The following is a 24,570-nucleotide window of genomic DNA, read 5'->3' on the forward strand; positions in this document are numbered from 1 at the left end:
TAGCAGATGGCGGGTTCGTCTTCCATAAAAGCTGTGTTGCCGCTTACCTGCAATTGCTTGCATAAAATGGCTTCAGGGTAAAAGCAGCCGGATTAATTGCCGCTATGCAGGAGCAGGCGATCCAGCATGTCTTTTATCTGGCTGGCTGTGGTTACGAGTCCGCACTCCTGCAGCCTGCCTTTGTAATAGGTGGCAATAAACGGTGTACCTGTCAGGCTGACCTGCCGGCGCGAAACCGGATTTTCAACGGCGTTCATGCGCATGAACTGAACATCTTTATAAGTGTGGTCAAGGATAAAGTCGTGATAAGCAGGCGCAAGTTCTTTGCAGACCGGACAATCATCGTCTATAAACTTGACCATTACAAAGTCATGCTTGTATACCAGCATCCGCAAATCTTTATCTGTTACTTCATCAATTAGGGGCATTCGTTCATCAGCTAGAGGATTGATTCTACAGACGTAGATTTCAGTACATTAAGATTTGGCAAAGTAACGAATAATCATCGTTATAACCATAACTGCTTACAAGGAGGCGCCTGTCTGGTAATCCATACCACAAAGCCGGCGTATACAGGGGCGTACAAATGGTAAATTAATGGAAAACAAAGACGAACAATTTTTACAGGCGGCGCTGGACGAAGCCAGAAAAGGCTATGCCGAAGGCGGTATTCCAATCGGATCGGTGCTGGTATACGAGGGCCGCATACTTGGCCGGGGCCATAACAAGCGGGTGCAGCAGGGCAGCGTGGTGCTGCATGGCGAAATGGATGCCCTGGAGAATGCCGGCCGGCAGCCTGCCGCCGTTTACCGGCAGTGCACCCTTTACACCACCCTGTCGCCCTGCCCCATGTGTTCGGGCACCATTTTGCTGTACGGCATCCCCAAAGTCGTTATCGGTGAAAACAAAACATTTATGGGCGAGGAAGAACTGCTGAAGTCGCGGGGTGTGGAGGTGCGCATAGCTGATAACGCCCCGTGTTACGAACTGATGCAGCAGTTTATTCGCGAGAAACCCGATCTCTGGAACGAGGATATTGGTGTGTAAGCCAGGGTGCCGGCGCAGGTACTTTATACCTGCTGCCACATAGCAGGGCAAGTCGGAATATAATATGCCGGGCCTGCTTCTGTACTTATAACTTTAAGCCTCTTACCCTGGTGCAGCTCCGGGCAAAACCGGCCGGATTATCAGGATAAAAAATAATGAATTAATCTTCTATATTATTGAACTATAAGTTGCCTGTAAATGTCTGATTTATAAGAAAACAAACCAGACTATGAGAGAATTAGACAGCATTCGGGAAGGATTAGCCAACAGCAACACGCTCTTGCTTAAGTATCAGGACAAAGGGGTAGAATGTGCCTTTGTGCGGGAAGGGCTCGTAAAAAATAACATTCTTATACAGGATAAGGTGCTGGCCGAGGCCCTGCACAGCAAAAGCATAAATGGTATTATTGAAGGCGACAATTTCCAGACGCTGAGAAACAACTATAGCTGGTTTTCGCTGAGTGTGAAATCCAAAAGACTTTACCAGGAACTGCAGCACGCTTAATAGTTTTCCCATCGGAAACGCCATACCTGCTAAAACTGCTAAAAGCTTTTACTAACAATATTCATCAAAAAGGGCACCTCTCTTCCGAACAGGCCGGAAGAGAGGTGCCCTTTTTGTCTTACTTCAGTGTGCTTTCTTAGGCCGAATGCCTGCTCTCATAAAGCTGCAGCCATTCCATGGCTTCTTCCATTGTTTTGCAATGCTTAAATGCTAACTGGAAGCTGTAAGTCTGGCTGGCCTGTTCGGTCAGGTTGTCTATCACCAGATAACTGAAGACGTCGCCATTGCCGATGCGGGCCATTTTCCTGACTTTTGTGTTGGCCAGCAAAGGGCAAAACTCGCGCAGTAACCATTGCTGTTCCGGAATTACCAGCGTAGGCAGTTTTTCAGAATCTATAATCAGGTAATAAACCTCCTCCTGCAGCAAACGCACCAGATTCCTGACGCCGGTCCTGTATTCTTCGCTGCTTACACTCCGCTTCCACTTCGCGTACAGGAGATTCTGCTCCCCGTACAACTTAATTTCCAGATAATCTTCATCGGTGCTGTACATGTTGCCCTCCTTTTTGTTTTCAAAATTATCTTATAACTGTTTCGATTTCACCTGAAAGTATTCTTGCCGGTGTAACTTGTTTTCCCTGCTATACCCTTAAGGTATAACCAATTTTAATGGGGTAGCAGGTATAAATATAATAAGATAAGCATGCTGCTGCTTCCGGCTGAAGCCGTTTTACAGCTTTGTGTTGCCCTTATTTTCTTGTGTTTAAATATACTATTTTATTTAATAACATGTTATTTCCGATATATTTAATTTTTTATAACAATTAGCTAACCGATTTTTCAGCATAGAAAAAATTTCCCTGTTTTCTGGCTTTCTGATAAATATCTGGGAAACAACCTCTTTAGCAGGTGGATAGTAGAATGTAAATTTTCTATACATACATCGAACTCACTATGTTCAATCAGTTTGCTGCATGCCGGGAAAATGGTGCAATTTTAAAGTGCGCTGCTGCCGTTTTGCCGCGTTGTGGCAGAATTGAATACCCCATAGGACCGTTACTAGCATCAGGCAACTATACAAACTGCAGCCCGGCAAGCCAGGCCAGGTATATTTCTGTGTCCCGGTTGTAGATGAGGAGGGGCAGGAACAGGTTTATTTTATAAATCCGCAACTTGAGCTATCTTTACTTTATTAATCCTGATGCTTTCCCGCATCTTTCACCTGATTTGATTGCTCTTAACCAGCCGCCCTCATGAAAAGAATAATGCTCGTTGCCCTTGTGCTTGCCCCTGTACTTTCCTTTGCACAGGCCAGGCCCGCCGGTAACTTTATACAGTATGTAAACCCCTTGATTGGCACCGCTAAAATGGGCCATACCTATCCCGGAGCTACCGTGCCTTTCGGCATGGTGCAGCTTAGTCCTGACACCGATACCATACCTTACGCCGTAAATGGCAAGTATAACCCCGATGTATACAAGTATTGCGCCGGTTACCAGTACGACGACAAAACCATAGTTGGCTTCAGCCACACGCATTTCAGCGGCACCGGGCACTCCGATTTGGGTGATTTCCTGATAATGCCCACCACCGGCAAACTGCAGCTGAACCCCGGCACCGCAGACAGGCCGCAGAGCGGGTACCGGTCGGCTTTCTCGCATAAAAACGAAGTGGCCGAACCTGCTTATTACAAGGTAAAGCTTGATGACGATAACATCACCGCCGAAATGACGGCTACTACCCGCGTGGGCATGCACCAGTATACTTTCCCGAAATCGGATACAGCACATGTTATACTTGACCTGATGCACGGCATCTATAACTACGACGACAAGAATGTATGGACCTTTGTGCGCGTAGAGAACGATACCCTCATCACCGGTTACAGGCAGACGAACGGCTGGGCACGCACCCGCACCGTGTACTTTGCCATGTCTTTTAACAAGCCCTTTTACCAGTATGGCAACAAGGATTACAGCGAAGTGCAGCCTTACAAAGGCTTCTGGCGCAAGTTCGACCAGACCAGGAACTTCCCTGAGTTTGCCGGTAAAAAGCTGCGCGCCTACTTCGATTTCAAAACAGAAGAAGGGGAGAAGATAAAGATAAAATTTGCCTTGTCGCCGGTAAGTACGGCGGGCGCACTGGCCAACATGCGTGCCGAGATTCCGGGCTGGGATTTTGAGCAGGTAAAGCAGCAAAGTCAGGCGCTGTGGAACAAGGAACTGAGCAAAATTGCCGTGAAGGCAGGCAGCAAGGACGATATGGTAAATTTCTATACTGCCTTGTATCATACTTTTCTGGGCCCTACAACTTTTATGGACGTGGATGGCAGCTACCGCGGCCTCGACCAGAATAACCACCAGGCAAAAGGCTTTACCAACTATACTACTTTCTCGCTCTGGGACACCTACCGCGCGCTGCATCCTTTCTTTAACATTGTGCAGCCCAAACGCAATGCCGATATGATTCAGTCGATGCTGGCGCACTATGACCAGAGCGCCGAGCACATGCTGCCGGTGTGGTCGCACTATGGCAATGAGAACTGGTGTATGATTGGCTACCACAGTGTGCCCGTTATCGCAGATGCGGTTATCAAGGGCAATGCTGATTTTGATGTGAACAAAGCGCTGGATGCCTGCATTGCTACCGCCCGCACCGGTTACTACGACGGGCTGGACTATTACATGCAGTTGGGCTTTGTGCCCGAGGATAAAAACAGCTCCTCGGTATCTAAAACGCTGGAGTATGCCTACGACGACTGGTGCATTGCGCAGATGGCCAAAAAGCTGAACCGCCCTGCTGTGTACGAGGAGTTTATGAAACGCGCGCAGAACTATAAAAACGTGTATGATGCCAAAACCGGCTTTACGCGCCCGAAGCTAAGCGACGGCACCTGGAAAAAGGAATTCGATCCGCTGGACACGCACGGGCAGGGCTTTATTGAGGGCAACTCCTGGAACTATAGCCTCTACGTGCCGCAGGACCCGGAGCAGCTGATTGCCATGATGGGCGGCAAAAGTACTTTTGTGACGCACCTCGACTCGCTGTTTACCATGCACCTGCCAGATAAGTATTTTGAGAACACCGAAGATATTTCGCGCGACGGCATTATCGGTAACTATGTGCATGGCAACGAGCCGTCGCACCACGTGGCGTACCTTTACAACTGGACCGACCAGCCCTGGAAAACACAGGAGCGCGTGCGCATGATCCTGAAAGCCATGTATAAACCGACGGTTGACGGGCTGGGCGGCAACGACGACTGCGGCCAGATGAACGCTTGGTACCTCTTCAGCTCGCTTGGGTTTTACCCGGTAGCGCCCGGCTCCGTGCAATACGCCATCGGCAGCCCGGCCATTCAGCAGGCCACCATCCGCCTCGAAAACGGCAAAAGCTTTACCATCAACACCAGGCACCAGAGCGATAAGAATGTATATGTGCAGAAGGTCAAACTGAACGGTAAAACCCTGGAGCGCGGCTATCTCACCCACAACGATATTATGCAGGGCGGCAACATTACATTTTACATGGGAGCCAAACCAAACAAAAGGCAGCTGAGCATGGCCTTGTAAATACAGGCTTTGTGATCTACATCTTTCCGGCTACGCAAGTATAATCCCGCTGGTGTCTGAAGTCTAGCTGGTGCGAGCTTGTAGCTCGTACCTTCTTTCTGTGGATGTAAAAGGTGCGAACTACAAGCTTGCACCAGCAAATACGAGTCTGAATACTGAGAAATAAAATTTAATGTGCATTTTTGGGCTGATAAAATAATGCAGCAACCTTAAGCCTATTATAAAACATGGAATCATCGCAAAACAAGCAGGAAGTTTTTAAAGAAATCGAGCAGAAATTAACAGAGCAGGGGTTCACCATTGATGCGCAGGATCAGACACGCCCCTGGGGTGGTTTCTTCGTGATAAAGGAGGAACAGGCACAAAAGTTTGCAGATACTTATTTCGATGGCATGTCTGTTGACCAACTGAAGATCTCCGGCAAGTTAAGCCCTAAAATTTTGGTTGTGGCGCCGGATAAGCGCCTCTCGTGGCAATACCACCACCGCCGCGCCGAAATCTGGAAAGTTGTAAAAGGTAAAGTAGGCGTGGTTACCAGCGACACGGACGAAGAAGCCGATCTGCAGGAATTGATGCCCGGCGAACTGATAACCCTGCAGCAGGGCGAGCGCCACCGTTTGGTAGGGTTGAAGGAGTGGGGCGTGCTGGCCGAAATCTGGCAACATACCGATGTGGAATTGCCCTCCAATGAAGACGATATCGTGCGCGTGCAGGACGATTTCGGTCGCTAAGTCGCTAGCATGAGATGGGTTTTCCGCTTTCCTGAAAAATTCGTTGAACATAAATCCGGGAAAGCGGAAAACTTTATATTTGCAGCAAACTTTTAGCTTAGCCCCGACCTAATATGCCCCAGGAACTTACCAACTCGTTTGGCAAAGTGTTTTTAACGATATACAAGGACGAGCGGAACAGGTGGATACATGTTAACTGGATGGGATACCTGACAGCAGATAACATCAAAGCTGGTGCTGCTGCTTATACTGCGGCGTTGGCGAATGCAGGCTTTGATTGCGTGCTGAATGATACCCGCCTTATTATCGGCTCCTGGAATCACTCCCTGGATTGGGCGCTGCAGGAGTGGTCGCCTAATGCAGCTAAGGCGGGCCTGAAACATCTTGCTATGGTTACTACTCCCGAAACTTTTGCCGGTTCTACTGCTGCCGCTTTTTACGCTAATCTCGAAGCGTTCCAGGCCCAGGTTTTCGACGACATGGATAATGCGAAACAATGGCTACGGCAGTATTCCCTGAACAGGTAGCAAGGGTCTTTAACGCTGCCGTTCTACCATTCTATCAGTCAGTCATAGTTAAAGCAGTTCGCGGCAAAATCCGGCTGCTATCAAGAGAACTTTATACCACATCCAGTACTACATCGCCGCCTACCGGGTAGCCGACGCAGGTAAGGGCGAGGCCTTTTTTCAGGTCTTTTTCGGTGAGCACTTCGTTGTACGACATCCATACCTGCCCGCGGGTACAGTGTGCTGCACAGCTGCCGCATTTGCCGGCTTCGCAACTGTAGGGCAGCGCCACTCCTTTCTTTCTGGCAGCCTGCAATATGGTTTGCGGGTACTGTACCATCAGCTGGTGTTCCTGGTTGCGGAAGCGAAGTATAACCTGGTGTGGTGCTGTATCGGGTGGTGTGATTCTGACTGCTACTTTGGTGGTGCTGAAGCTCTCCTTCCGGATGTTGTCTTTGGGCACATCTACCTGCCGCAACGCATAATAGCACATACGCATGTAGTTAACAGGGCCGCACAGGTAAAACAATGCCCGATCATAAGGAGCCACCGCATACTCCCGTAACAATAACTGCAGCAGATCTTTGTAGAGCCTGGCGCGGGCCAGATTGGGTGCGTCGCTGAGCAGGTATTCTACGTGTAGCTGTCCTCTAAATCTTTCTGCCAGTTGATCCAGGTCATCCCGGAAGATGATGCTATTGCGGGAAGAGTTGCTGTAAAGAAGCACTACGTGCAGCTGCGGGTACGTATAAAGTATAGTTTTGAGCAATGAGAAAACAGGTGTGATGCCGCTTCCGGCAGCCAGCAGAAAAACCTGTTTATACCTGCCGGTATCATCCGGTAACGTAAAAAGGCCTGCTGCCCCAATTGTAAGCAGTTTATCGCCTATACGTGCCTGATCTACGAGCCGGCGCGAGAAAAAGCCGTTGGGCACTCTTTTTACACCTATCGCCAGCGGCTCCTGCAAAGCTGGTGCAGACGTAATGGAGTAGGAGCGGCGCATTTCGGTGCCGTGCTCCTGGTGCACGAAGGTGAGGTATTGCCCCGGATTATACGTAATTGCCCGGGCATCATCGGCGCCAAACACAAAGGTTTTAAAGCCCGGCGCCTCTTCTTTTATAGCGGTGATGGTAAGCGGTTTGTAAAGGGAAGGTGTCGCTGTGTCAGTGTCTGTCATAAGCTGCTTTTTTACTTCTTACGGTGCAGGGCTGTTATTGGCTTCCACAGTGTATCGGAAGTCAGGATTTATACTTGCGCTTAAAATGGTAACTGCATTAATAGGGAGCTGGAGAACATTAAACTTATACTTGTTTATACCTGCCTTAAAGCAAACAGGCTTTCCGGTCGCGCGCCGGAAAGCCTGTTTTTATACTTTGGCCGTTTTCGGCGGGCCATACCTGCTGCCACTGCAGGCATGAACCCCGGCTACTTTTTCAATTCCAGCACCAGCGTTGTTTTAGCAGGCAGCGTGAGTGATTTGATGTCTGCTACGTTCTCGCCGGTAGCGATATTTACAGCGCTGTTAAAGCCGCTCATGCGCTCCGCAAACCGATCCGTTTTCACGGTTTCGGTCTTCTCGCCGGTGTTCATCACTACCATTACGGTTTTATCGGGGTTATAGCGGAAGTAAGTATAGATGCCGTTTTCGGGCACATACTGCATCAGCTTACCCGTTTGCAGCACGGGGTTGTTTTTGCGGTAGTTGGCCAGCGTTTTCACGTAATTGTATGCCTCGTTCTCCAGGGCGGTGCGGCCCTGGTCGGTGAATTTGTTTACTTTATCGGAGGACCAGCCGCCTTTAAAATCCTCGCGCACTTTGCCATCGGGGTTAGAGAAATTTTTCATCAGGATCTCCGTGCCATAGTATAACTGCGGAATGCCGCGCGTGGTGAGCAGCCAGGCAATGCCGGATTTATACTTGTTCAGATCCTCGCCCACTACCGAATACCAGCGGCTCAGGTCGTGGTTATCCAGGAACACCACATTACGCGTCGGGTCCTGATATTGGTAGTCCTGCGCCAGCGTGGTGTAGAGTTTGCTTACGCCCTCGTCCCAGCCAAACTTCTCGTTCATGGCGGCCTGTATGCCCCACAATGTTTGGAAGTCCGTTACACCCGGCAGCTCAGTATCGAAGCCGCGGTTCACGGTGTTGCCCTGTGTAAAGTATACCTGGTTCGGTACGCCGTGCACCCAGGTCTCGCCAAAGAAATAATAGCCCGGGTACTCTTCTTTCAGCGCTTTGCCCCATTGGGCCATAAATTTCGCATCGTTGTAGGCGTAGGTATCTATGCGGAAGCCGTCTACACCGGCATACTCAATCCACCAGATGTCGCTTTGGGTAATGTAGTTCTGCACGAAAGGATTGTCCTGGTTCAGGTCGGGCATGTGTGTGTCGAACCAGCCGTTCTGCATGCGCTTTTTATCGGTTTCCGATGCATAAGGGTCAAATACCGGCTGGTCTTTAAAGCTGGATTTGGTAAACTCCGGCCATTGGTGCACCCAGCTTTTCATCGGCATATCTTTTATAGTCCAGTGCTCGCTGCCCACGTGGTTGGGTACCACGTCCTGAACCAGCTTCATGTGGCGTTTCTCCAGCTCGTCGCCCAGCTGGCGGTAGAGCTCGTTGCTGCCGTAGCGTGGGTCTATTTGATAGTTTTCGGTGTTGGCATAGCCATGGTAAGAGGCGAGGGGCTGATCATTTTCCAGCACCGGGTTCAGCCACAGCGTCGTAACACCCAAATCCTGTAAGTAATCCAGGTGGTCGATAATACCCTGCAGGTCGCCGCCGTGACGATAATACATCGAGTCGCGGTTGATGGTGTGCTCCTGCATGCCTTTTACAATATCGTTGCTTTTGTCGCCGTTGGCAAAGCGGTCGGGCATTATCAAGTAAATAAAATCTTTGCTCGACACCGGCTGGATGCGGTTCGGGTCCTGTGTGCGGCTTTTCAGCTCATACGTATAGCTCAAAGCTTTGCTGCCTTTTTTGGTGAACCGGATAGGGAAGGAGCCCGCTTTAACGGAAGGAGCAATCTGCAGGTCGAGGAACAGGTAATTCGGGTTTTCTACCTTGTGTACCTTCACCAGTTCTACGCCCGGGTAGTCGAGGCTTACATCGCGGCTGGCAATTTTGTCGCCGTGTACCACCAGTTGCAGTTTGGGATTTTGCATGCCTGCCCACCAGAACATAGGTTCCACGCGCTCCAGCGCCGGCATCTGAGCGTACAATTGGGTGGTTAGTGCCAGACAGAAGGATAAAAAAACGAGTTTTAGCTTCATGGGTGTTTTTTAGAATAGTAAGCACAAAAAAGAAGTATGTCTTTTGATTTGCTAGTGCGCAATGTTAATGCGAGCGCTAACGCTGGTGCGAGCTTGCAGCTCGTACTATAAACTACAAGCTATAAGTAAGTACGAGCTACAAGCTCGCACTAGCGGTTTGCACCAGCGATACCGTGTCTCTACGCTGTTGAACAATTGCATCTGCAAGTGTAAATTACTTACGGATGCAGTTCAATTTACAGATTTAATGTAAAAGCATTGTTGTTGTTTTCTACGACAATGCTCTTCACTTTATAACCTTCTGTCGGATTGGAAGCGCCCTGCGGATCAAAACGGGAAATCGGATCGATGAACGAAACAAAGTCATCGTTTAACTTACCCGATTTGCCGTTTACTTTTACTTTAGACGCATTGCCAAAGCCGTGCAGCACCACTTTGATGTGGTTGAACTTAGAATTAAACGAGCCCTCCGCTTTTCCGAAAGCCAGATCGTTTTTGCGGGCATCGTAACGGATGGTGCGCTTGTAATACTGGCCTTTTTCATAATCATAAGACTTGCCATCGTCCTCGTAATACACAAAAGCATTATCCGCATCGCCTTTGTAGACCTGTATCGTCAGCGTATCGGTGGGCTGCTCTGCCGTGGTCTGTATCAGCGATTGCATCGGCACAATGCTGCCGGCCTTTACATACACCGGCATTTTGTTGTAAGCCAGCGGAATGATTTTCTCCTGATTGCCGCTCTCTACTTCGCCGGTATACAGGTTGTACCATTTGCCCTCTGGGAAGTATACTTTCCCGAAGTTAACGGTGCTGGCAAAAGGCGCTATCAGGAAGGCCTCCCCAAAAAGGTACTGGTTCTGGTACTGTCCGTCATAAATCTTCGGGTCCTGGGTATAATTTATCGCCAGCGAGCGCGCTACCGGAAGGCCATTCTGTGTTGCCTCGTAAAAGGTGGAGTACAGGTATGGCAGCAGTTTATAACGCAGGTTGATGAAGTTGCGGGCAATTTCCGTTACTTCTTCGCCATAAGCCCAGGGCTCCGACGATTTGGTGTTCACGCCGGTATGGTTGCGGAAATAAGGCGTAAAGGCACCCAGCTGAATCCAGCGGGCGTAGAGGCCTACACTGGGGTTGCCGGTAAAACCGCCGATGTCCATACCCGTAAACGGCACGCCGCTCAGGCCCAGACTGGTGAGCAGGCGCACGCCGGCCAGCATGTGGTCGTCTTCCGCGCGGTTGTCGCCGGTCCAGATGGCGGTGTAGCGCTGCAGGCCGGCAAAACCGGCGCGGGTAAGTATAAACGGGCGTTTGTTCATGGTAGTGCGGGCACCTTCGTAGCTGGTGCGGACCATTTCCAGGGCGTACACATTATGCCCTTGCTTGCTGGTGGTCAGGTGGCCATCGTAGTTAAACAGCACATTGTCCGGCATTTTGTTACCCCAGGTGGCTATCTCGTTCATATCGTTCCAGAGGCCGTCGACGCCATCATCGGCAAAGCGCTTCACCTGGTTTCGCCACCAGTCGCGGCCTTTTTCGCTGGTAAAGTCGGGGAAATGTGTCCAGCCCGGCCATACCTGCCCGGTATAATATTGCCCGTCCGGATACTTCAGGAAGATATCAGCCTTTTTGCCGCTTTCGTAAGCATGGTAGCCTGGCTCTACTTTTATGCCGGGGTCAACAATCACGGTGGTTTTAAAACCCAGGTCTTCCAGTTGCTTATTCATCCCGGCCGGATCCGGAAAGCGGTTTTTGTCCCAGGTAAACAGCTTGTAGGCATCCATGTAGTGAATATCGAGCGTAATGCCGTCTGCCGGGATCTTCTTTTCACGCAATGTGCGGGCAATGCGCATTACTTCTGCATCAGGATAGTAGGAGTAGCGGTTTTGCTGATAGCCCAAACTCCAGAGCGGCGGTATAGGCATCCGGCCAGTCAGGTAAGTATACGAGGTGATGATGTCGGCTACTTTGGTGTGGTAGATGAAGTAGTAGTCCATTTCGCCGCCCTGCACACCGAAAGAGGAGAAGCGGTTGTTGCTGGCGCCAAAGTTGAAGTCACTCTGGTAGGTGTTGTCCAGGAAAATGCCATAGTTGAGCCCGTCGTGGATGCCGATGTAAAACGGAATGGTAGAATAAATCGGGTCCTGGTTTACAGCATAGCCGTAGGCATCGGTGTTCCAGTTGGTGTAGCCATTGCCGCGGCGGTCGAGCGGGCCGGTTTTCTCGCCAAGACCGATGAAGCGTTCGCCTTCCTGCATGTGCTTGTAGGTGGTCACTTCTTCGCCAATCCAGGAGGTGGTCAGGCCCTGCTCATCCTGGCTGATAACTTTGCCATTAGGAGTATAAAAGGCCACGGCAAACGGATTTTTGCTGATGCGGGCCGTTAGCGAATCCGTCGTAATAGTAATTTCGTTGCTGTTCTGGGTGATGTTTGCTTTTACCTGCTGGGGCTTGCCTACCACGGCATACGAAAAGTCATCGCCCAGCGGCTTTTTGTCCATACGCACCCGCACAATCGTTGGGCTGTATACCGAAAGCCTGATGTGCTCGTTGCTGCTGGTGCTAAGGTTTACGTGCTGGCCTTCTATGGTTACAGCATTAACATTGCCCACCTGGTGCACCGGGTTATCCTGAGCAGAAGCGGCAAAGTTTAGCGCTGAAACAGCCAGCAGTGTGAGAATTGAGTTATAAAGTATCTTCATTTTAACAGATAAAGCTTATACTTAGATTTTGAACAGAGACTTAAAAAATTAACCCGGCAATAAAGCATCACCGGGTTAACTTTATTCTTGTAAGGCAACAACAGTTAGAAGCGAAGTATAAATCAGAAAATATACTTGCGGATACTATTGCTTTTTGAGCTTGTACAGGTAGTAACCGGGGTGACTTAAATCCAGCGTAATAAGATAATTGCCTGCTTCTTCAACTTTGATGTTATCGCCATTAAACTCCAGGACACCATCAGCGGGCTTGTCGTCTTTCTCATCGCCATAGTTCAGATCCCAGGCATCGTTTGCCCTGAACTTGATTTCACCAACAGACAGCGGGAGCGTTGCCGACCATACTTTAGTGGTTTCATCGTAGGTAAGATCCTTGTCATTGTCCCAACTTCCGGTAGCATCGCCAATTACACCCCAGGTTGTTTTGGTGGCAGACCAGGTCAAGTCTTTGGTATTGGCTTTTAGCAGATAGTATCCCGGTTCTTTCACCGTCAGGTTTCCGGCTCCGCCATCTGTACTTAATTTTCCGGTGCCGCCATCGCCATAGTTAGGTCCGTCCCAGTTCGGCTTGGATGTAAACTTAAAGCCGTCGGCCACATTCATAAAAACGTAACCTTCATAGATGCCATCATCCTTCGGAGAAGATATTTTAGGGGCAACATCAGGAGCCCAGCCCTGGTACTGGCCCGGCACATAGAGCGATGGATAATCCGGAATATCCACGTAAGGAGTGGCCGTAACGGTGACAACGTTAGAGTAGGTTGGCTCCACGTTAGGACCAATGCTGGTTTGCAGCCTCACGTCCAGGCTGGCTGGTGCGCCTGTCGGCAGCTCCATTTTAAGCAGGAGCTTGTTAAAATCAGCCACGGTGTAGGTTTTTTCTGTGCTGCTGCCGAGTGCTACTTCTTCCGGTGCGGCAAAATCTGTTCCGGCTGGTGCCAGTTGCAGCGTATACTTTGCCGCATCGTAGCTGTATTCCGGCACAGACCAGGTCAGATCCAGCGGCGTCCAGGAGAATGTAACGGCATCGTCGGCTGCTGTTTCGCTGCTGAGTGCAGGACTTGTAGTGGAAACGGTAAGTTCGGGAATACCTGTCGGGGTAACCGTTAGTTTCTCCTCATCTTTCTCACAGGAGAAAAGCGCAAGTGAGCATACGCAAAGGATGAGCAATTGATGTATAGAGGTTCTCATAAAATAGCTTTATAAAGGTTGATCCGGGGCAGAACCGGCAAGGATCCGGCCCCGGATTTCATACTTGCTTAATATCCTGTGTTTTGTGTTAAATTAGGATTGGCAGCCATGTCCGCAGCCGGAATCGGGTAAAGCGTACGGTAATCTTCCACTGCCTGGCCTCCTTTTACGCCGCCTTTCCATGGCCACAGGTACTCGCCGCCTGTGAATTTGCCGAAACGGATAAGGTCTGTCCGCCGCTGCATTTCCCAGTTCAGTTCCCGGGCTCTTTCATCCATCATAAAGTCCAGGGTCAGCTGGCTGGCTGTAATATCGCCGCCAGCTCCTTTGTAGGCTCTTTCGCGTACCCGGTTTACATACTCCAGCGCCAGACCTGCATCTCCGCCCGCGCCACCGCGCAGCACAGCTTCGGCGTAAGTCAGGTATACATCTGCGAGCCGGAACATAGGGAAGTCCGTGTCCGGGAAGTTGCCGGTGGGGTCAGAGCCCGGCTGACCGGTGGAACTCACATTTTTATACTTGGTAATGGGATATCCGTCGGTAAATGTGAAAATGTCGTTGATTACCAGCGACTGGCCATCAGTATAAAAGTTGGATCGGTCATCTACGACACCCTGTGGTGTAGGAAAGAGGTCTACCACTGCCTCGGTGGCACGTAAACCAGCCCAGCCACCGTTAATGCCGAAGGAAGCGACGTCCATGCTGCCGCCAACCGGTGCATGCACCAGAAACGTCATGCCTCCGTAAGATTGTGTGTGCAGGCCATCAAACGTAATCGGGAAGATGATTTCGTTGGAAGTGTTGTTATCCGTCAGGAACAGGTTATCGTAATCCGGCTCCAGGGTATAGCCTGCGTCAATTACCTTTTGGGCGTACGTAATAACATCTGTGTAGCGCTCCTGCCCGGTGTATACTTCGGCATTCAGGTAGAGTTTGGTCAGCAGTGTCCAGTCAGCGGCTTTATCGGCCCTGCCGTATTCGTTCTGGCGGGCATCCACCAGGTCGGGCTCAATAGCCAGCAGTTCCGATTCGATGTACTTAAAAAGATCTGCGCGGGCAATCTGCGGCGGGAAGAAAGAGCCTACCGGATCATTCTCGGTTACAAAAGGCACATTGCCGAACAGATCCATGGCATGCCAGTAGCTAAGGGCCCGCAGGAAGCGCGCCTCAGCACGGAAGTTTCTGGCCTGTTCCAAATCCTGGCCTGAGATCCCGCGCTCACTCAGCTTTTCGTCTGTGGTTTCGCGGATAAACTCGTTGGTGAGGGCTATCTGGTAGTAAATGCGGCTGTACATGGCTGCCAGAAACTCGTTGCTTGATGACCAGTCCATCTCGTGGAAGTCGGGCAGCGAGCCATCATTCCAGCCGATAACAGCTTCATCTGTCGGCAGTTCCTGCACACTATAATACAGGCGCAGGTAGTTCGAAAAACCTTCGTCCAGGCCGCTGATGTCGGGCTTTCCGGCAGGGCCCTGCTGGCCGCTTACGGCATAGCCGGCGTACAACTTGGCCAGTATGGGCTTATAGTTGCTGAAATCCTTGTATACACTGGCCGAGGTGATGTCGTAGAAAGGCTCGCGATCGAGATCTTTGGTACAGGAAGAGACGGACAGTGCAACCATCCCAGCAAGCATCGTTTTTTTTATGAATGTAGATATCATCTGATTGTCGGTTGAAATTAAATGTCGAGGTTCAGACCAAAAGAGAACACACGCGGGTTTGGATAAAAGTTATTGTCGATTCCCGATGCAATCTCCGGATCCAGGCCGGTATATTTTGTGATAACGAACACGTTCTGCACACTCACAGACAAACGCAGATTGGCTTTGTCGTTCAGTATTTTCCCGAAGTTATAACCCAGGTTTATGTTCTCCATGCGCAGGAAAGAGGCGTTCTGCACGTAATAGTCGGAGAAAAACTGGTTGTTGTTAAACCCGGTTTCCAGCACATCGGAGGTCAGGTTAGTCAGATAGTTCGGATAAGTCAGGTTTTTGTACACACCGTTACCGGAGTTCACGTTGTTATACATGTAGTTGCCGATATTGCCGCGCAGCACAAAGTTCAGGTTCCAGTTATTATAAGCGAGTTGTGAGCTGAAGCCCAGGTATACCTGTGCTTCCGGGCTTTTATACCGGTATCTGTCCTGTGCATTAATAATGCCGTCGCTGTTCAGGTCGGCATAAACGCCCTCTATCGGGTTGCCGTTCTGATCATACACCTGCTTGTACACATAAAAAGTATAAGGGCGGTAGCCAACAGTATGTATCTGCACGTGGTTGCCTACACCGCCCGAAATAGCGTCACCGGCCTCTATGCCCACAGAAGTCTCATCCTTCACTTTGCTCAGGTTGGTGATTTCGCTCTTGTTGAAGGTCGCATTGGCGCTTATATCCCAGGTAAGATTCTCGTTACTGATGGCAGTATAAGACAGCACGGCCTCCAGTCCTTTGTTCTCAATGTTACCCACATTTGTCAGGATGCGGTTGGTGAGATTGGTACCGGCCGGAACAGAGATAACAGCCAGGAGGTCTTTGGTTTTCTTTTTATACACATCGATGCTACCGGAGAGCTTTCCGTTCAGGATACCGAAGTCCAGACCGGCATTAATGGTTTGCGTTTCCTCCCACTTGATGTTTGCGTCATACCCTTCAGGGCGTAAGGTACTGTAGTACTGATCACCGAACTGGTACTGGGTTTTTAAGTCGCCATTAGTATAGCGGGCCAGGTAAGGGTAATCGCCGGTGAGGATGTCCTGCTGGCCGGTAACGCCATAACCCAGGCGCAGTTTCAGTTCAGATAACCATGGCGTGTCTTTCAGGAAGCTTTCCTCGTTAATTCTCCAGGCAAAGGCCAGCGATGGGAAGGTGCCCCACTTGTTGCCCGGCCCGAAACGGGAAGAACCGTCTCGGCGGATGTTAGCTGTGAGCAGGTAACGGTCCAGCAAAGAGTAGTTCAGGCGTCCGAAGAAGCCTATGAGTGTATACTGTGTTTTGAACGGGAATGGGTTTGCCTCCTGGCCGGGTATTACGTTGCCTTCCGCATCCATACCTGCAAAAGAAGGCTCCTCCGTGATAAAGTCCTGGTAAGAGTAGCCGGCTGTAGCATCAATACGGCTGTTCAGGTCGGGCAGCTCCTTTACATAGTTCAGGTAGAAGTCCAGGAGTTTGCTGTCTTTAGATTGCTCATACTCCGAAAGGCTACCACCCTGAACAAAAACAGAGGCCAGCGTAGCCGGCTGAAAAATAGAGCCCTCGCTGCTCGAAATGTCGTAGCCCAGGTTCAGGTTAGCATGTAACTCGGGTATGAACGGGAGCTTATAATCTAACAGGATGTTGCCGATGCTGCGCTTCACGGTGCTTTTGTCCTCACGCTGCTCCAGCATGCTCAGGGGGTTGCGCGGGGCCAGGGTATTCGGGTTGCCGTTGGCATCCGTCCACTCAAAATATCCGCCAAATTCATTGTCCGCATACACGGGTTGTGTCGGGTCGAAGGCTACAGCCGCACCGATAGCTCCCTGCTGGGCGAAACGATTTTTATTGATAGCGGCCTGCACATTCAGCGTGATTTTAAGATGGTCATCCAACAGGCTAGGCGTTAGGCTTATAGAGCCGGATGTTCTTTCCAGGCTTGATGTTTTCAGGACACCTTCCTGATCCAGGTAGCCCACTGAAACACGGTAAGGTAACTTTTTGTAAGCGCCGGTAAGGGTCAGGTTGTTGTCGTATGTCATGGCATCCTGGAAGATCTGATCCTGCCAATTGGTATTGGCATCGCCCAATAGGCCTTTGTTGCCTTCCGAAGCATACTGGCCTACTGCCGTGCGCAGCTCATCTGCCGAAAGCACATCTACCTGTTTGCGGATGGTTGAAAGGCTGGTTGTAGAGTTAAGGCTTACTTTTAGCTTTTCGCCAAGTTCTCCTTTTTTAGTTGTGATGATGATAACCCCGTTTGCTGCCCGTGAACCGTAAATGGCAGCGGCTGAAGCATCTTTCAGAATGTTGAAAGAGGCAATGTCGTTCGGATTGATAAAGCTCAGCGGGTTAGCGGAGCCGGATATAGAGCGGCTGTCGAGCGGTACACCGTCGATCACAATCAGCGGATCGTTGTTGGCATTCAGCGAAGAACCGCTTCGGATGCGGATACGTCCCCCGGAGCCAGGCGCTCCACCGTTGGACGTAATCTGTACACCGGCTACTTTACCGGTTATCAGCTGCTCCGGCGTGGTTACCTGCCCCTTCACAAAGTCTTCGGAACTGATAGCTGTTACGGCACCAGTTAAATCACTTTTTTTCTGTGTGCCATAACCTACCACCACTACTTCCTGCAGTGCCTCTGCATCTGGGCGGAGGGAAATGTTTAAGGTGGTCTGGTTATCAACAGCTACTTCCTGGTTTTCGTAGCCGATATAGGAAAGTATAAGCACGGCGCCGCTTTCGGGCACCGCAATAGAAAAGTGGCCATTTACGTCGGTAGCAGTACCACGCGAAGTACCTTTCAGCACAACCGTTACACCGGGCAGGCCCATCCCGTTCTCATCCGTAACGGTACCCTGCACTGTTACGTCCGTTTGCAGGGCGGTGGCTGCCTGGTGTGCCCTGGTGTTATAGCGGGCAGCCAGCAGGTTGGCCGGGCTCTGGTCGGCTTGCGCATTACCCGACATATAGACGCAGCACAATGCCATTGTTAAGCCAAAGGAGCTTAGCCGTTTAGTAGATCTATTTCGCATAAATATTTAAATAAAAAATTGTTTATTGTTTATTGGTTGTATTCAGTTGTGTTTGGTTCTGATAAACTGGCCGGATATCACGGTGTCAAACGTCTCTAAAAATTATTAAGCAGTTTTCCGAAGTTTGCCGGATTTATAGTTGCAGGAGCCGTAGCAGGCAGGAATTCCGGCTGCATACCGGCTTGCCCTTTATTTTTCTAAGCTTATACTATTCAAAATAACGATGGTTTACGAGCAACAGCAATAAGTATACGGAATGTATAGAAAATAATACGCTTAATTAGTGAGTAAACACTTACAAATTAGTATGTTAGCATCGGGAGCGCTTTAAAAAAATATAACCCGGATATAAGGCTTAATGGCTGCTGCAAGCAGCCGGGAAGGGAATTTCCGGAGCCTGAACTGGATAACAGCCTGTGTTACGCCTGTGCTAATGCAGGAGTTGCCCGGCGCAAAGCTGCTAAGGGCCGGCCTGCCACAGCGCCGGCAGCCGTGGCAGGAGTACATCATTTGTTAGGCCGGGAGGCGCTGTCTAAAATGCCTTTATGGCCATGATTTTTTTCTCAAACTCCTCATTCGGAAGTATGGACCTGTTTTTAACCCTTGTTTTGTAAGTATAAATCGTGTTTACCGAATACTCCAGGATAGTTGCAATCTGCTCATGTTCATGTATACCCATCCGTATCAGGGCAAATATCCGCAGTTCTATCGTCAGCGACTCGTGATCTTTGGGTATGATTTTGTCCTCTTCGTGAAAGTATGCATTAAATTCAGAAACGAAATCCGGAAAAAGCTTCAGGAAAACCTTGTCGAAACTCTGGTACAGCAGTGCCCTTTCTTTCTTGAGGTTAACCAACTTTAAAACATGAGGGATGTCATCATACTTTCTGGCCATCAGCTTTTTGTCTATTGAGCGTTTAAACTTTTCGAGCTTGCCAATGTACTCAGAGTATACATTAAAGGAGTAACCAATATATTCTTCCTTGATCTTGTTTGCTTCCACCAAGTGATCATTCAGCTCATGCAGATCATTGTTTGCTTCTGTTATAGCGCGTTTAGCCATTTTAAGGCGCTTTAGCTGCCGGAAGATGATAATGGCAAATAGTACGACCAGCCCCGTCAGCAGCGTGACAGCAGCAGCATACAGGAACAGGCGCCTGCGCTGGCTTTCAACAGTTGTCAGTCTTTCTCCTTCTATAATAGGCAGAATAGCCGCTACCTGTATTTTACGCTGCCTGGCCCCGTAAAAAGTAGCATCCTTCAGGGCTTGTTTTATATAGGTATATGCTCTGTTCTCATCGCCCTGCTTATACAGCAGCTCTGCCAGGCTCATGAGCGCCACCGCCTCGTTGGTGCTCGACTTAATATCTGCTACAGATGCTTTGGCCATCCAGTAAATGGCCTGTTCAATATTGCCGGTTGCTTTGTACACGTTGCCCAGCGAAGCCGCTGCTATGGCATAGTCGTGTGACGAAGGAGGATAGGTTTGCAGCACCTGCCGGAAATCATGTGCTGCTTCGTCGAAGTTTTCGGCTTTAAGGTTCCGGAACCCGCTCAGCGAGTAAAACTGCGGGGTGTTGGGAGAAGCCAGCGCAATAGCCGAATCCAGGTACCTGTTGCCGCTGGTAATATAGCGCTGCGCATAATAATTGTCCATGTTATAGTTGGCCAGGTCGTAATAAGCGCGCGCCTTGAGGGCATAATAATCTGCCTTGGTGCTATCCGGCACGTGTGCCAGTTCAACTGAATTGAGCGAGTCCAGTGTTTCTTTAAACATCCCGGATGACAGCAGGATGAAGCTCAGCTTTATTTTAGCGTAGGTTGCCCGCGTGGTGTCGTTTAGCTGGCCGGCTATACCCTGCAGCTTTTGTGCGTACATGAAAGCAGAATCGAACTTGAATGATTTATATTCCTCATAGAGCTTGTTGTATACTTCGAATTGCTCCGGGAGGGAGAGTTTCTCTTGCCTGTTGAGGCGCTGCTTCAGGTTTTTGATTCTGTCTTCCTTCCTGCTGCTGTATACTTCTTTGTTTTCTATCGTGTGGCTCAGCTCATTGAGCAGGCTATCAGTGTCTGTTATGCAAAGAGCTGTTCCGGAATAGAGCAGGAGCAGTAGTAAAAGAGAAAATAACTTCATACAGTCGGGTAATGATTGCGGCAGGTTATCAAAGCCTTACCTGGAAGCAATATACTATATCTGAAGGAAATTATAAGTACCTCCTGAAAACCAGAGGGCAGCCCAACCGTAGCATCTGTGCCCGGTGAACTGCCCTCTGGTTATGCCGAAATAGGAGTAAGCTTTATACCTGGATTACCAGTAGGCAGTATAAAGCGCGGCCAGTGTACCACAAATTATAATTGCTCCGATTACGAAAGAGAGCGACGGCTTGAACATGGAGGCGTCAATATCCAGCCCTTTGGGGTTGTGCTTGCTTTTAGGGTCGAGCAGGGTTAAAATTACCATAATCGCCACCAGCAGCACAAACACGATGCCCATTCTGTCGAGGAACGGAATCTCCGGATACTGGAATTTCAGATACGTAGACATCGGGATGGTGAGCACAGCTGCTACGATAGCGGCCAGCGAGGTAGTGCGCTTCCAGAAGAAGCCGAGTAAAAAGATAGCCAATACGCCCGGTGATATAAAGCCCGTATACTCCTGGATGTACTGGAATCCCTGGTCGAGGCTGCGCAGTGCAGGCGCCACCAGGATACCAATCATCATGGCCACCACAATAATGATCTTGCCCATGTTAACAAGATTCTTCTCGGAGGCGCCGCGGTACAGGAACTTCTTGTAAATATCCAGCACGAAAATCGTGGAAATACTGTTTGCCTTACCCGCCAGCGAAGCGACAATAGCTGCGGTAAGTGCTGCAAACGAGAGGCCCTTGAGGCCGGTTGGCAGAAGATCCAGCAAAGCCGGGTAGGCATGGTCTGGCTTTATGTGTCCGGCTGCATTTACCATTTCCTGCTGAAACATACCTTCTTTAAACAAAACGTAAGCCGCTATACCCGGCAATACCACAATAACGGGCATCAACAGCTTCAGGAAAGCAGCAAACAGCAGGCCGCTCCGGGCAGTAGGCAGGTTGGCGCCCAATGCACGCTGCACAATATACTGGTTCGCGCCCCAGTAGCTCAGATTTACAATCCACATACCTCCTATCAGTACCGACAAGCCCGGCAAATCCATGTAAGCGTCGCGCACCCCGCCCTGTCCATCCGGCATCATCAGCTGCCCTTCGTTCAGGATCATGTGGAAGTGGGAGGCAGCCTGCTCTTGCAACATATTAAAGCCATAGAGCACCCCGCTGCCACCAAACTGATCTGCTACCAGATCCAGCGCCAGGTAAGTAGTGGCCAGGCCGCCCAGCGTGAGCACCAGCACCTGGAAAACGTCGGTATAGCCAATTACTTTCATGCCGCCCAGCGTAATAAAAACTGCAAAAATAGCAAGGCCATACAGGCAGTAAGTAAAGTCGATGCCTGATACGGTTTCTACTGCCAAGGCTCCCAGGTACAGGATAGAAGTCAGGTTTACAAACACGTATACCAGCAGCCAGAACACCGCCAGAATGGTACTCACTGTATCGTTGTACCGCTGTGACAGAAACTGCGGCATTGTGTAAATCTTGTTCTTCAGGTAAATAGGGATAAAGAAAACTGCTACCACCAGCAGTGTGGCAGCCGCCATCCATTCGTAGGTAGATATGGCCAGCCCCATCGCAAAGCCCGAGCCCGACATACCGATAAATTGCTCTGCTGAAATGTTGGACGCAATTAAGGATGCTCCGATGGCCCACCAGGTAAGGGACCCTTCGGCCAGGAAGTAGTCCTTAGAATCATGTTCCTGTCTGCGGTGCCTGCGGTAAATGTAGATGCCATAACTGGAAACAATGATAAAGTATACCAGAAATACGATGTAATCGAGCGTGCTCATGAGTGCTTAAAGCTGTAAGTATATGGAGGGCTATAAGTATGTAATAGTTTGCATTTAAATCAGGCTGCGGAGGCGTTCTGCGCTGGTTTCAGCGGTAATGTCGCGCTGGGGTTCGCCGAGCAGTTCGTAGCCAACCATAAACTTTTTAACGGAGGCGGAACGGAGCAGCGGCGGGTAAAAATGCATGTGGAAGTGCCATTCCGGGTGCGCCTGTCCGTCTGTGGGGCTTTGGTGCAGGCCCGAAGAATAGGGGAACGAAACGTTGAACACTTTGTCGTAAACGGCTGACAGGCGCTTGATGGCATCGGCAAAAGCAAGCTTTTCTTCCTCTCCCATCTGTCCGATGTGCTGGAAATGGCGCTTGCTGATAATCATTGTTTCGAAAGGCCAGACAGCCCAGAACGGTACGAGCACGACAAAGTGTTCATTTTCCAGGATAATCCGGGTTTTTTCCGAAAGCTCCTGGGCTACGTAATCCTGCAGCAGGCTGCGTTGGTGCTCTGCAAAGTAGGCTGCCTGCTGCCTGGTTTCGTTGGCTGGCCCGGCAGGCACAGAGCGCTGGGCCCATATCTGCCCGTGCGGGTGGGGGTTGCTGCTGCCCATCACGCTGCCTTTGTTTTCAAAAATCTGCACATGGTTGATAAAATCCAGCGCGCCCAGTTCCTCATACTCCCGCTGCCACACGTCCACCACCTGCTTGATGGCGGTTACATCCATATCCGATAGCGTGAGGTTGTGTTGCGGTGAGAAGCAGATGACCTTGCAGATGCCCCGTTCGCTTTCGGCCCGTAGCAAGCCTGTGTTTTGCAAAGCGCCGTCGGGTGTGCCGGGCTGCAACGCTGCAAAGTCATTCTCAAAAACATAGGTAGCGGTATAATCCGGGTTTCGCTCGCCATTGGCCCGCACGTTGGTCGGGCACAGGTAGCAGGTCGGGTCGTAGGCCGGGCGGGTATCTGCCGGTACTTCTTCCTGCTGCCCCTGCCACGGGCGCTTGGCGCGGTGCGGCGATACCAATACCCATTCCCCGCTCAGTGGGTTATACCTGCGGTGCGGATGATCTGCTAAGTTAAACGACGACATGGCAAGTAATTGTTGATTGTTAAATGATTAAATACCTGTTCCTTGTACTGTGAATTGCTGAGATTGAATCTTAAAGTTTGGCAATTAAACAATGTGGAAAATATAACGGATTAAGATACAAGGCTGCTGCCATCTACAATGCTGGCGATGTATGTCCTGAGCTGCACGCCAAACTGTTGCTGGTAAGCCTGCTCCATCTGCTGCTTAAAGGCATCAATGGCATCTACTTTTACAATGTTAATCGTACAGCCGCCAAAGCCGCCGCCCATCATGCGCGCGCCCAGTACCGCATCTGATTCCCGGGTCTGATTTACCAGGAAATCCAACTCTGGGCAACTCACCTCATACTGGTGCTGCAGCCCTTCGTGCGAGGCATACATCTTTTCACCGAAGGCGTGCATGTCATTTTTCTGCAGGTTACGGCACGCCTCCTCCACGCGGTTGTTTTCGCTTACCACATAAGTACAGCGCCTGTAAACCACCGGATCAAACTCCTGCCGGTGCTGCGCCAGCATAGGTATGGTGGCATCGCGCAGGCTCTGCACTTCCGGGTAGTGTTGCTGTAGTATGGCTACGCCGGCTTCGCATTCCTGGCGGCGCGTGTTATACTCCGAAGAGGCCAGTGCATGTTTTACCTGCGTATCGCACAACACAATGCGGTAATCGGCCATGTCAAAGTCATAGTATTCGTAATCCAGCGAACGGCAGTCGAGCTTTACCACGTGGTTTTGCTTGCCGAACATACTGGCAAACTGGTCCATGATGCCACACATCACGCCGGCGTATTCGTGCTCGGCTTTCTGGGCCATCTTCACCATCGTAAATTTCTTCAGGTTGAAGCCGAAAAGATGATTCAGGCCAAATGCCAGGCCGCACTCCACCGCTGCTGAAGAGGATAAACCTGCCCCAATAGGCACATTACCGCCAAAAACCACATCGAACCCGGGCACAGTATAACCGGCTTTCTGAAGTTGCGCCACCACGCCCAGCAGGTAGTTGGCCCAGCTGATATCGGAGGGACTGATGCTGTCCAGGGCGAACTCGGCGCTTTCGTTCAGGTCATAAGCGTAAGCCCGGAACGTGCCTGTGCCATTAGGCGCTAAGGCAAAATACATTTCTTTGTTGATGGCGGCGGGCAGCACAAAGCCGTTGTTGTAGTCGGTGTGCTCGCCAATGAGGTTTACACGTCCGGGTGAGCGGAAGAGCTGGGGCTTTTGCTGGTATAGGGCCTCAAATTTGGCTTTAATATCGTCTATCATCGGTATAAAGT

18 protein-coding genes are annotated in these 24,570 nt (G+C 50.2%); 6 read left to right on the forward strand and 12 right to left on the reverse strand.

Features of this window, described 5'->3' with window-relative positions; all coding sequences use genetic code 11:
- Nucleotides 1-92: 92 nt before the first annotated feature.
- Nucleotides 93-428 (reverse strand): thioredoxin family protein, encoded by a 336-nt coding sequence (locus I2I11_RS14735; protein ID WP_196268488.1) that lies wholly within the window; start codon nucleotides 426-428, stop codon nucleotides 93-95.
- Between the two features lie 169 nt (nucleotides 429-597).
- Between I2I11_RS14735 and I2I11_RS14740 the strand changes: the two genes are divergently transcribed.
- Together I2I11_RS14740 and I2I11_RS14745 are read left to right on the forward strand one after the other, a co-directional pair.
- Nucleotides 598-1,047 carry a nucleoside deaminase gene (locus tag I2I11_RS14740; RefSeq protein ID WP_196268489.1) on the forward strand — a complete coding sequence of 150 codons (450 nt, stop codon included), beginning with the start codon at nucleotides 598-600 and terminating at the stop codon, nucleotides 1,045-1,047.
- A 229-nt stretch (nucleotides 1,048-1,276) separates the two neighbouring features.
- Nucleotides 1,277-1,552: a hypothetical protein gene (locus tag I2I11_RS14745; protein WP_196268490.1), complete on the forward strand. Its 276-nt coding sequence runs from the start codon at nucleotides 1,277-1,279 to the stop codon at nucleotides 1,550-1,552.
- Nucleotides 1,553-1,688: 136 nt separating this feature from the next.
- Here the strand turns inward: I2I11_RS14745 and I2I11_RS14750 are convergent, their stop codons facing one another.
- Nucleotides 1,689-2,105, reverse strand: coding sequence for a hypothetical protein (locus I2I11_RS14750; protein WP_196268491.1), 417 nt, complete (start codon nucleotides 2,103-2,105; stop codon nucleotides 1,689-1,691).
- A gap of 700 nt (nucleotides 2,106-2,805) precedes the next feature.
- Between I2I11_RS14750 and I2I11_RS14755 the strand changes: the two genes are divergently transcribed.
- From I2I11_RS14755 to I2I11_RS14765, 3 genes are all read left to right on the forward strand, one after another.
- A complete protein-coding gene (locus I2I11_RS14755) occupies nucleotides 2,806-5,124 on the forward strand; it encodes a GH92 family glycosyl hydrolase (protein ID WP_196268492.1) in 2,319 nt (772 codons plus the stop codon).
- Between the two features lie 227 nt (nucleotides 5,125-5,351).
- On the forward strand, nucleotides 5,352-5,855 hold the full coding sequence (locus I2I11_RS14760; RefSeq protein WP_196268493.1) for a cupin domain-containing protein: 504 nt from the start codon (nucleotides 5,352-5,354) through the stop codon (nucleotides 5,853-5,855).
- A 113-nt stretch (nucleotides 5,856-5,968) separates the two neighbouring features.
- On the forward strand, nucleotides 5,969-6,382 hold the full coding sequence (locus I2I11_RS14765) for an STAS/SEC14 domain-containing protein (RefSeq protein ID WP_196268494.1): 414 nt from the start codon (nucleotides 5,969-5,971) through the stop codon (nucleotides 6,380-6,382).
- A gap of 91 nt (nucleotides 6,383-6,473) precedes the next feature.
- On the opposite strand, the gene I2I11_RS14770 is transcribed toward I2I11_RS14765, so the two are convergent.
- The 6 genes from I2I11_RS14770 to I2I11_RS14795 all read right to left on the reverse strand — a co-directional run bounded on the left by I2I11_RS14770 (nucleotide 6,474) and on the right by I2I11_RS14795 (nucleotide 18,232).
- The gene (locus tag I2I11_RS14770) at nucleotides 6,474-7,538 is read right to left on the reverse strand and encodes a ferredoxin--NADP reductase (protein WP_196268495.1); all 1,065 of its coding nucleotides are present in this window, start codon (nucleotides 7,536-7,538) and stop codon (nucleotides 6,474-6,476) included.
- 248 nt (nucleotides 7,539-7,786) lie between these two features.
- Entirely contained in the window at nucleotides 7,787-9,640 is a 1,854-nt protein-coding gene (locus tag I2I11_RS14775) for a glycoside hydrolase family 13 protein (RefSeq protein ID WP_196268496.1), read from the reverse strand.
- Between the two features lie 236 nt (nucleotides 9,641-9,876).
- Nucleotides 9,877-12,342, reverse strand: a complete 2,466-nt coding sequence (locus I2I11_RS14780) for a glycoside hydrolase family 31 protein (protein WP_196268497.1) — start codon at nucleotides 12,340-12,342, stop codon at nucleotides 9,877-9,879.
- A gap of 144 nt (nucleotides 12,343-12,486) precedes the next feature.
- Nucleotides 12,487-13,551, reverse strand: coding sequence for a SusE domain-containing protein (locus I2I11_RS14785; RefSeq protein WP_196268498.1), 1,065 nt, complete (start codon nucleotides 13,549-13,551; stop codon nucleotides 12,487-12,489).
- A gap of 68 nt (nucleotides 13,552-13,619) precedes the next feature.
- Nucleotides 13,620-15,212, reverse strand: coding sequence for a RagB/SusD family nutrient uptake outer membrane protein (locus I2I11_RS14790; RefSeq protein ID WP_196268499.1), 1,593 nt, complete (start codon nucleotides 15,210-15,212; stop codon nucleotides 13,620-13,622).
- A 17-nt stretch (nucleotides 15,213-15,229) separates the two neighbouring features.
- On the reverse strand, nucleotides 15,230-18,232 hold the full coding sequence (locus I2I11_RS14795) for a SusC/RagA family TonB-linked outer membrane protein (RefSeq protein WP_230680313.1): 3,003 nt from the start codon (nucleotides 18,230-18,232) through the stop codon (nucleotides 15,230-15,232).
- A 403-nt stretch (nucleotides 18,233-18,635) separates the two neighbouring features.
- On the opposite strand from I2I11_RS14795, the gene I2I11_RS14800 reads away from it, so the two are divergent.
- The gene (locus I2I11_RS14800; protein WP_196268501.1) at nucleotides 18,636-18,794 is read left to right on the forward strand and encodes a hypothetical protein; all 159 of its coding nucleotides are present in this window, start codon (nucleotides 18,636-18,638) and stop codon (nucleotides 18,792-18,794) included.
- Between the two features lie 15 nt (nucleotides 18,795-18,809).
- On the opposite strand, the gene I2I11_RS14805 is transcribed toward I2I11_RS14800, so the two are convergent.
- From I2I11_RS14805 to I2I11_RS14820, 4 genes are all read right to left on the reverse strand, one after another.
- Nucleotides 18,810-20,414, reverse strand: a complete 1,605-nt coding sequence (locus tag I2I11_RS14805) for a DUF6377 domain-containing protein (protein WP_196268502.1) — start codon at nucleotides 20,412-20,414, stop codon at nucleotides 18,810-18,812.
- A gap of 174 nt (nucleotides 20,415-20,588) precedes the next feature.
- A complete protein-coding gene (locus tag I2I11_RS14810) occupies nucleotides 20,589-22,220 on the reverse strand; it encodes a sodium/sugar symporter (RefSeq protein ID WP_196268503.1) in 1,632 nt (543 codons plus the stop codon).
- Between the two features lie 54 nt (nucleotides 22,221-22,274).
- The gene (locus I2I11_RS14815) at nucleotides 22,275-23,300 is read right to left on the reverse strand and encodes a UDP-glucose--hexose-1-phosphate uridylyltransferase (RefSeq protein WP_196268504.1); all 1,026 of its coding nucleotides are present in this window, start codon (nucleotides 23,298-23,300) and stop codon (nucleotides 22,275-22,277) included.
- Between the two features lie 110 nt (nucleotides 23,301-23,410).
- Nucleotides 23,411-24,559, reverse strand: coding sequence for a galactokinase (locus I2I11_RS14820; RefSeq protein ID WP_196268505.1), 1,149 nt, complete (start codon nucleotides 24,557-24,559; stop codon nucleotides 23,411-23,413).
- Nucleotides 24,560-24,570: the final 11 nt, after the last annotated feature.

This window comes from Pontibacter rufus (assembly GCF_015694705.1).
GTDB classification, from domain to species: domain Bacteria; phylum Bacteroidota; class Bacteroidia; order Cytophagales; family Hymenobacteraceae; genus Pontibacter; species Pontibacter rufus.

What these genes read in the sequence shown, in the direction of transcription:
- I2I11_RS14765 (WP_196268494.1), top strand. Translation starts at nt 5,969, where the DNA reads ATGCCCCAGGAACTTACCAACTCGTTTGGCAAAGTGTTTTTAACGATA.
- I2I11_RS14805 (WP_196268502.1), bottom strand. Translation starts at nt 20,414, where the DNA reads ATGAAGTTATTTTCTCTTTTACTACTGCTCCTGCTCTATTCCGGAACA.
- I2I11_RS14745 (WP_196268490.1), top strand. Translation starts at nt 1,277, where the DNA reads ATGAGAGAATTAGACAGCATTCGGGAAGGATTAGCCAACAGCAACACG.
- I2I11_RS14780 (WP_196268497.1), bottom strand. Translation starts at nt 12,342, where the DNA reads ATGAAGATACTTTATAACTCAATTCTCACACTGCTGGCTGTTTCAGCG.
- I2I11_RS14810 (WP_196268503.1), bottom strand. Translation starts at nt 22,220, where the DNA reads ATGAGCACGCTCGATTACATCGTATTTCTGGTATACTTTATCATTGTT.
- I2I11_RS14755 (WP_196268492.1), top strand. Translation starts at nt 2,806, where the DNA reads ATGAAAAGAATAATGCTCGTTGCCCTTGTGCTTGCCCCTGTACTTTCC.
- I2I11_RS14775 (WP_196268496.1), bottom strand. Translation starts at nt 9,640, where the DNA reads ATGAAGCTAAAACTCGTTTTTTTATCCTTCTGTCTGGCACTAACCACC.
- I2I11_RS14770 (WP_196268495.1), bottom strand. Translation starts at nt 7,538, where the DNA reads ATGACAGACACTGACACAGCGACACCTTCCCTTTACAAACCGCTTACC.
- I2I11_RS14800 (WP_196268501.1), top strand. Translation starts at nt 18,636, where the DNA reads ATGGCTGCTGCAAGCAGCCGGGAAGGGAATTTCCGGAGCCTGAACTGG.
- I2I11_RS14735 (WP_196268488.1), bottom strand. Translation starts at nt 428, where the DNA reads ATGCCCCTAATTGATGAAGTAACAGATAAAGATTTGCGGATGCTGGTA.
- I2I11_RS14790 (WP_196268499.1), bottom strand. Translation starts at nt 15,212, where the DNA reads ATGATATCTACATTCATAAAAAAAACGATGCTTGCTGGGATGGTTGCA.
- I2I11_RS14750 (WP_196268491.1), bottom strand. Translation starts at nt 2,105, where the DNA reads ATGTACAGCACCGATGAAGATTATCTGGAAATTAAGTTGTACGGGGAG.
- I2I11_RS14820 (WP_196268505.1), bottom strand. Translation starts at nt 24,559, where the DNA reads ATGATAGACGATATTAAAGCCAAATTTGAGGCCCTATACCAGCAAAAG.
- I2I11_RS14740 (WP_196268489.1), top strand. Translation starts at nt 598, where the DNA reads ATGGAAAACAAAGACGAACAATTTTTACAGGCGGCGCTGGACGAAGCC.
- I2I11_RS14785 (WP_196268498.1), bottom strand. Translation starts at nt 13,551, where the DNA reads ATGAGAACCTCTATACATCAATTGCTCATCCTTTGCGTATGCTCACTT.
- I2I11_RS14815 (WP_196268504.1), bottom strand. Translation starts at nt 23,300, where the DNA reads ATGTCGTCGTTTAACTTAGCAGATCATCCGCACCGCAGGTATAACCCA.
- I2I11_RS14760 (WP_196268493.1), top strand. Translation starts at nt 5,352, where the DNA reads ATGGAATCATCGCAAAACAAGCAGGAAGTTTTTAAAGAAATCGAGCAG.
- I2I11_RS14795 (WP_230680313.1), bottom strand. Translation starts at nt 18,232, where the DNA reads ATGGCATTGTGCTGCGTCTATATGTCGGGTAATGCGCAAGCCGACCAG.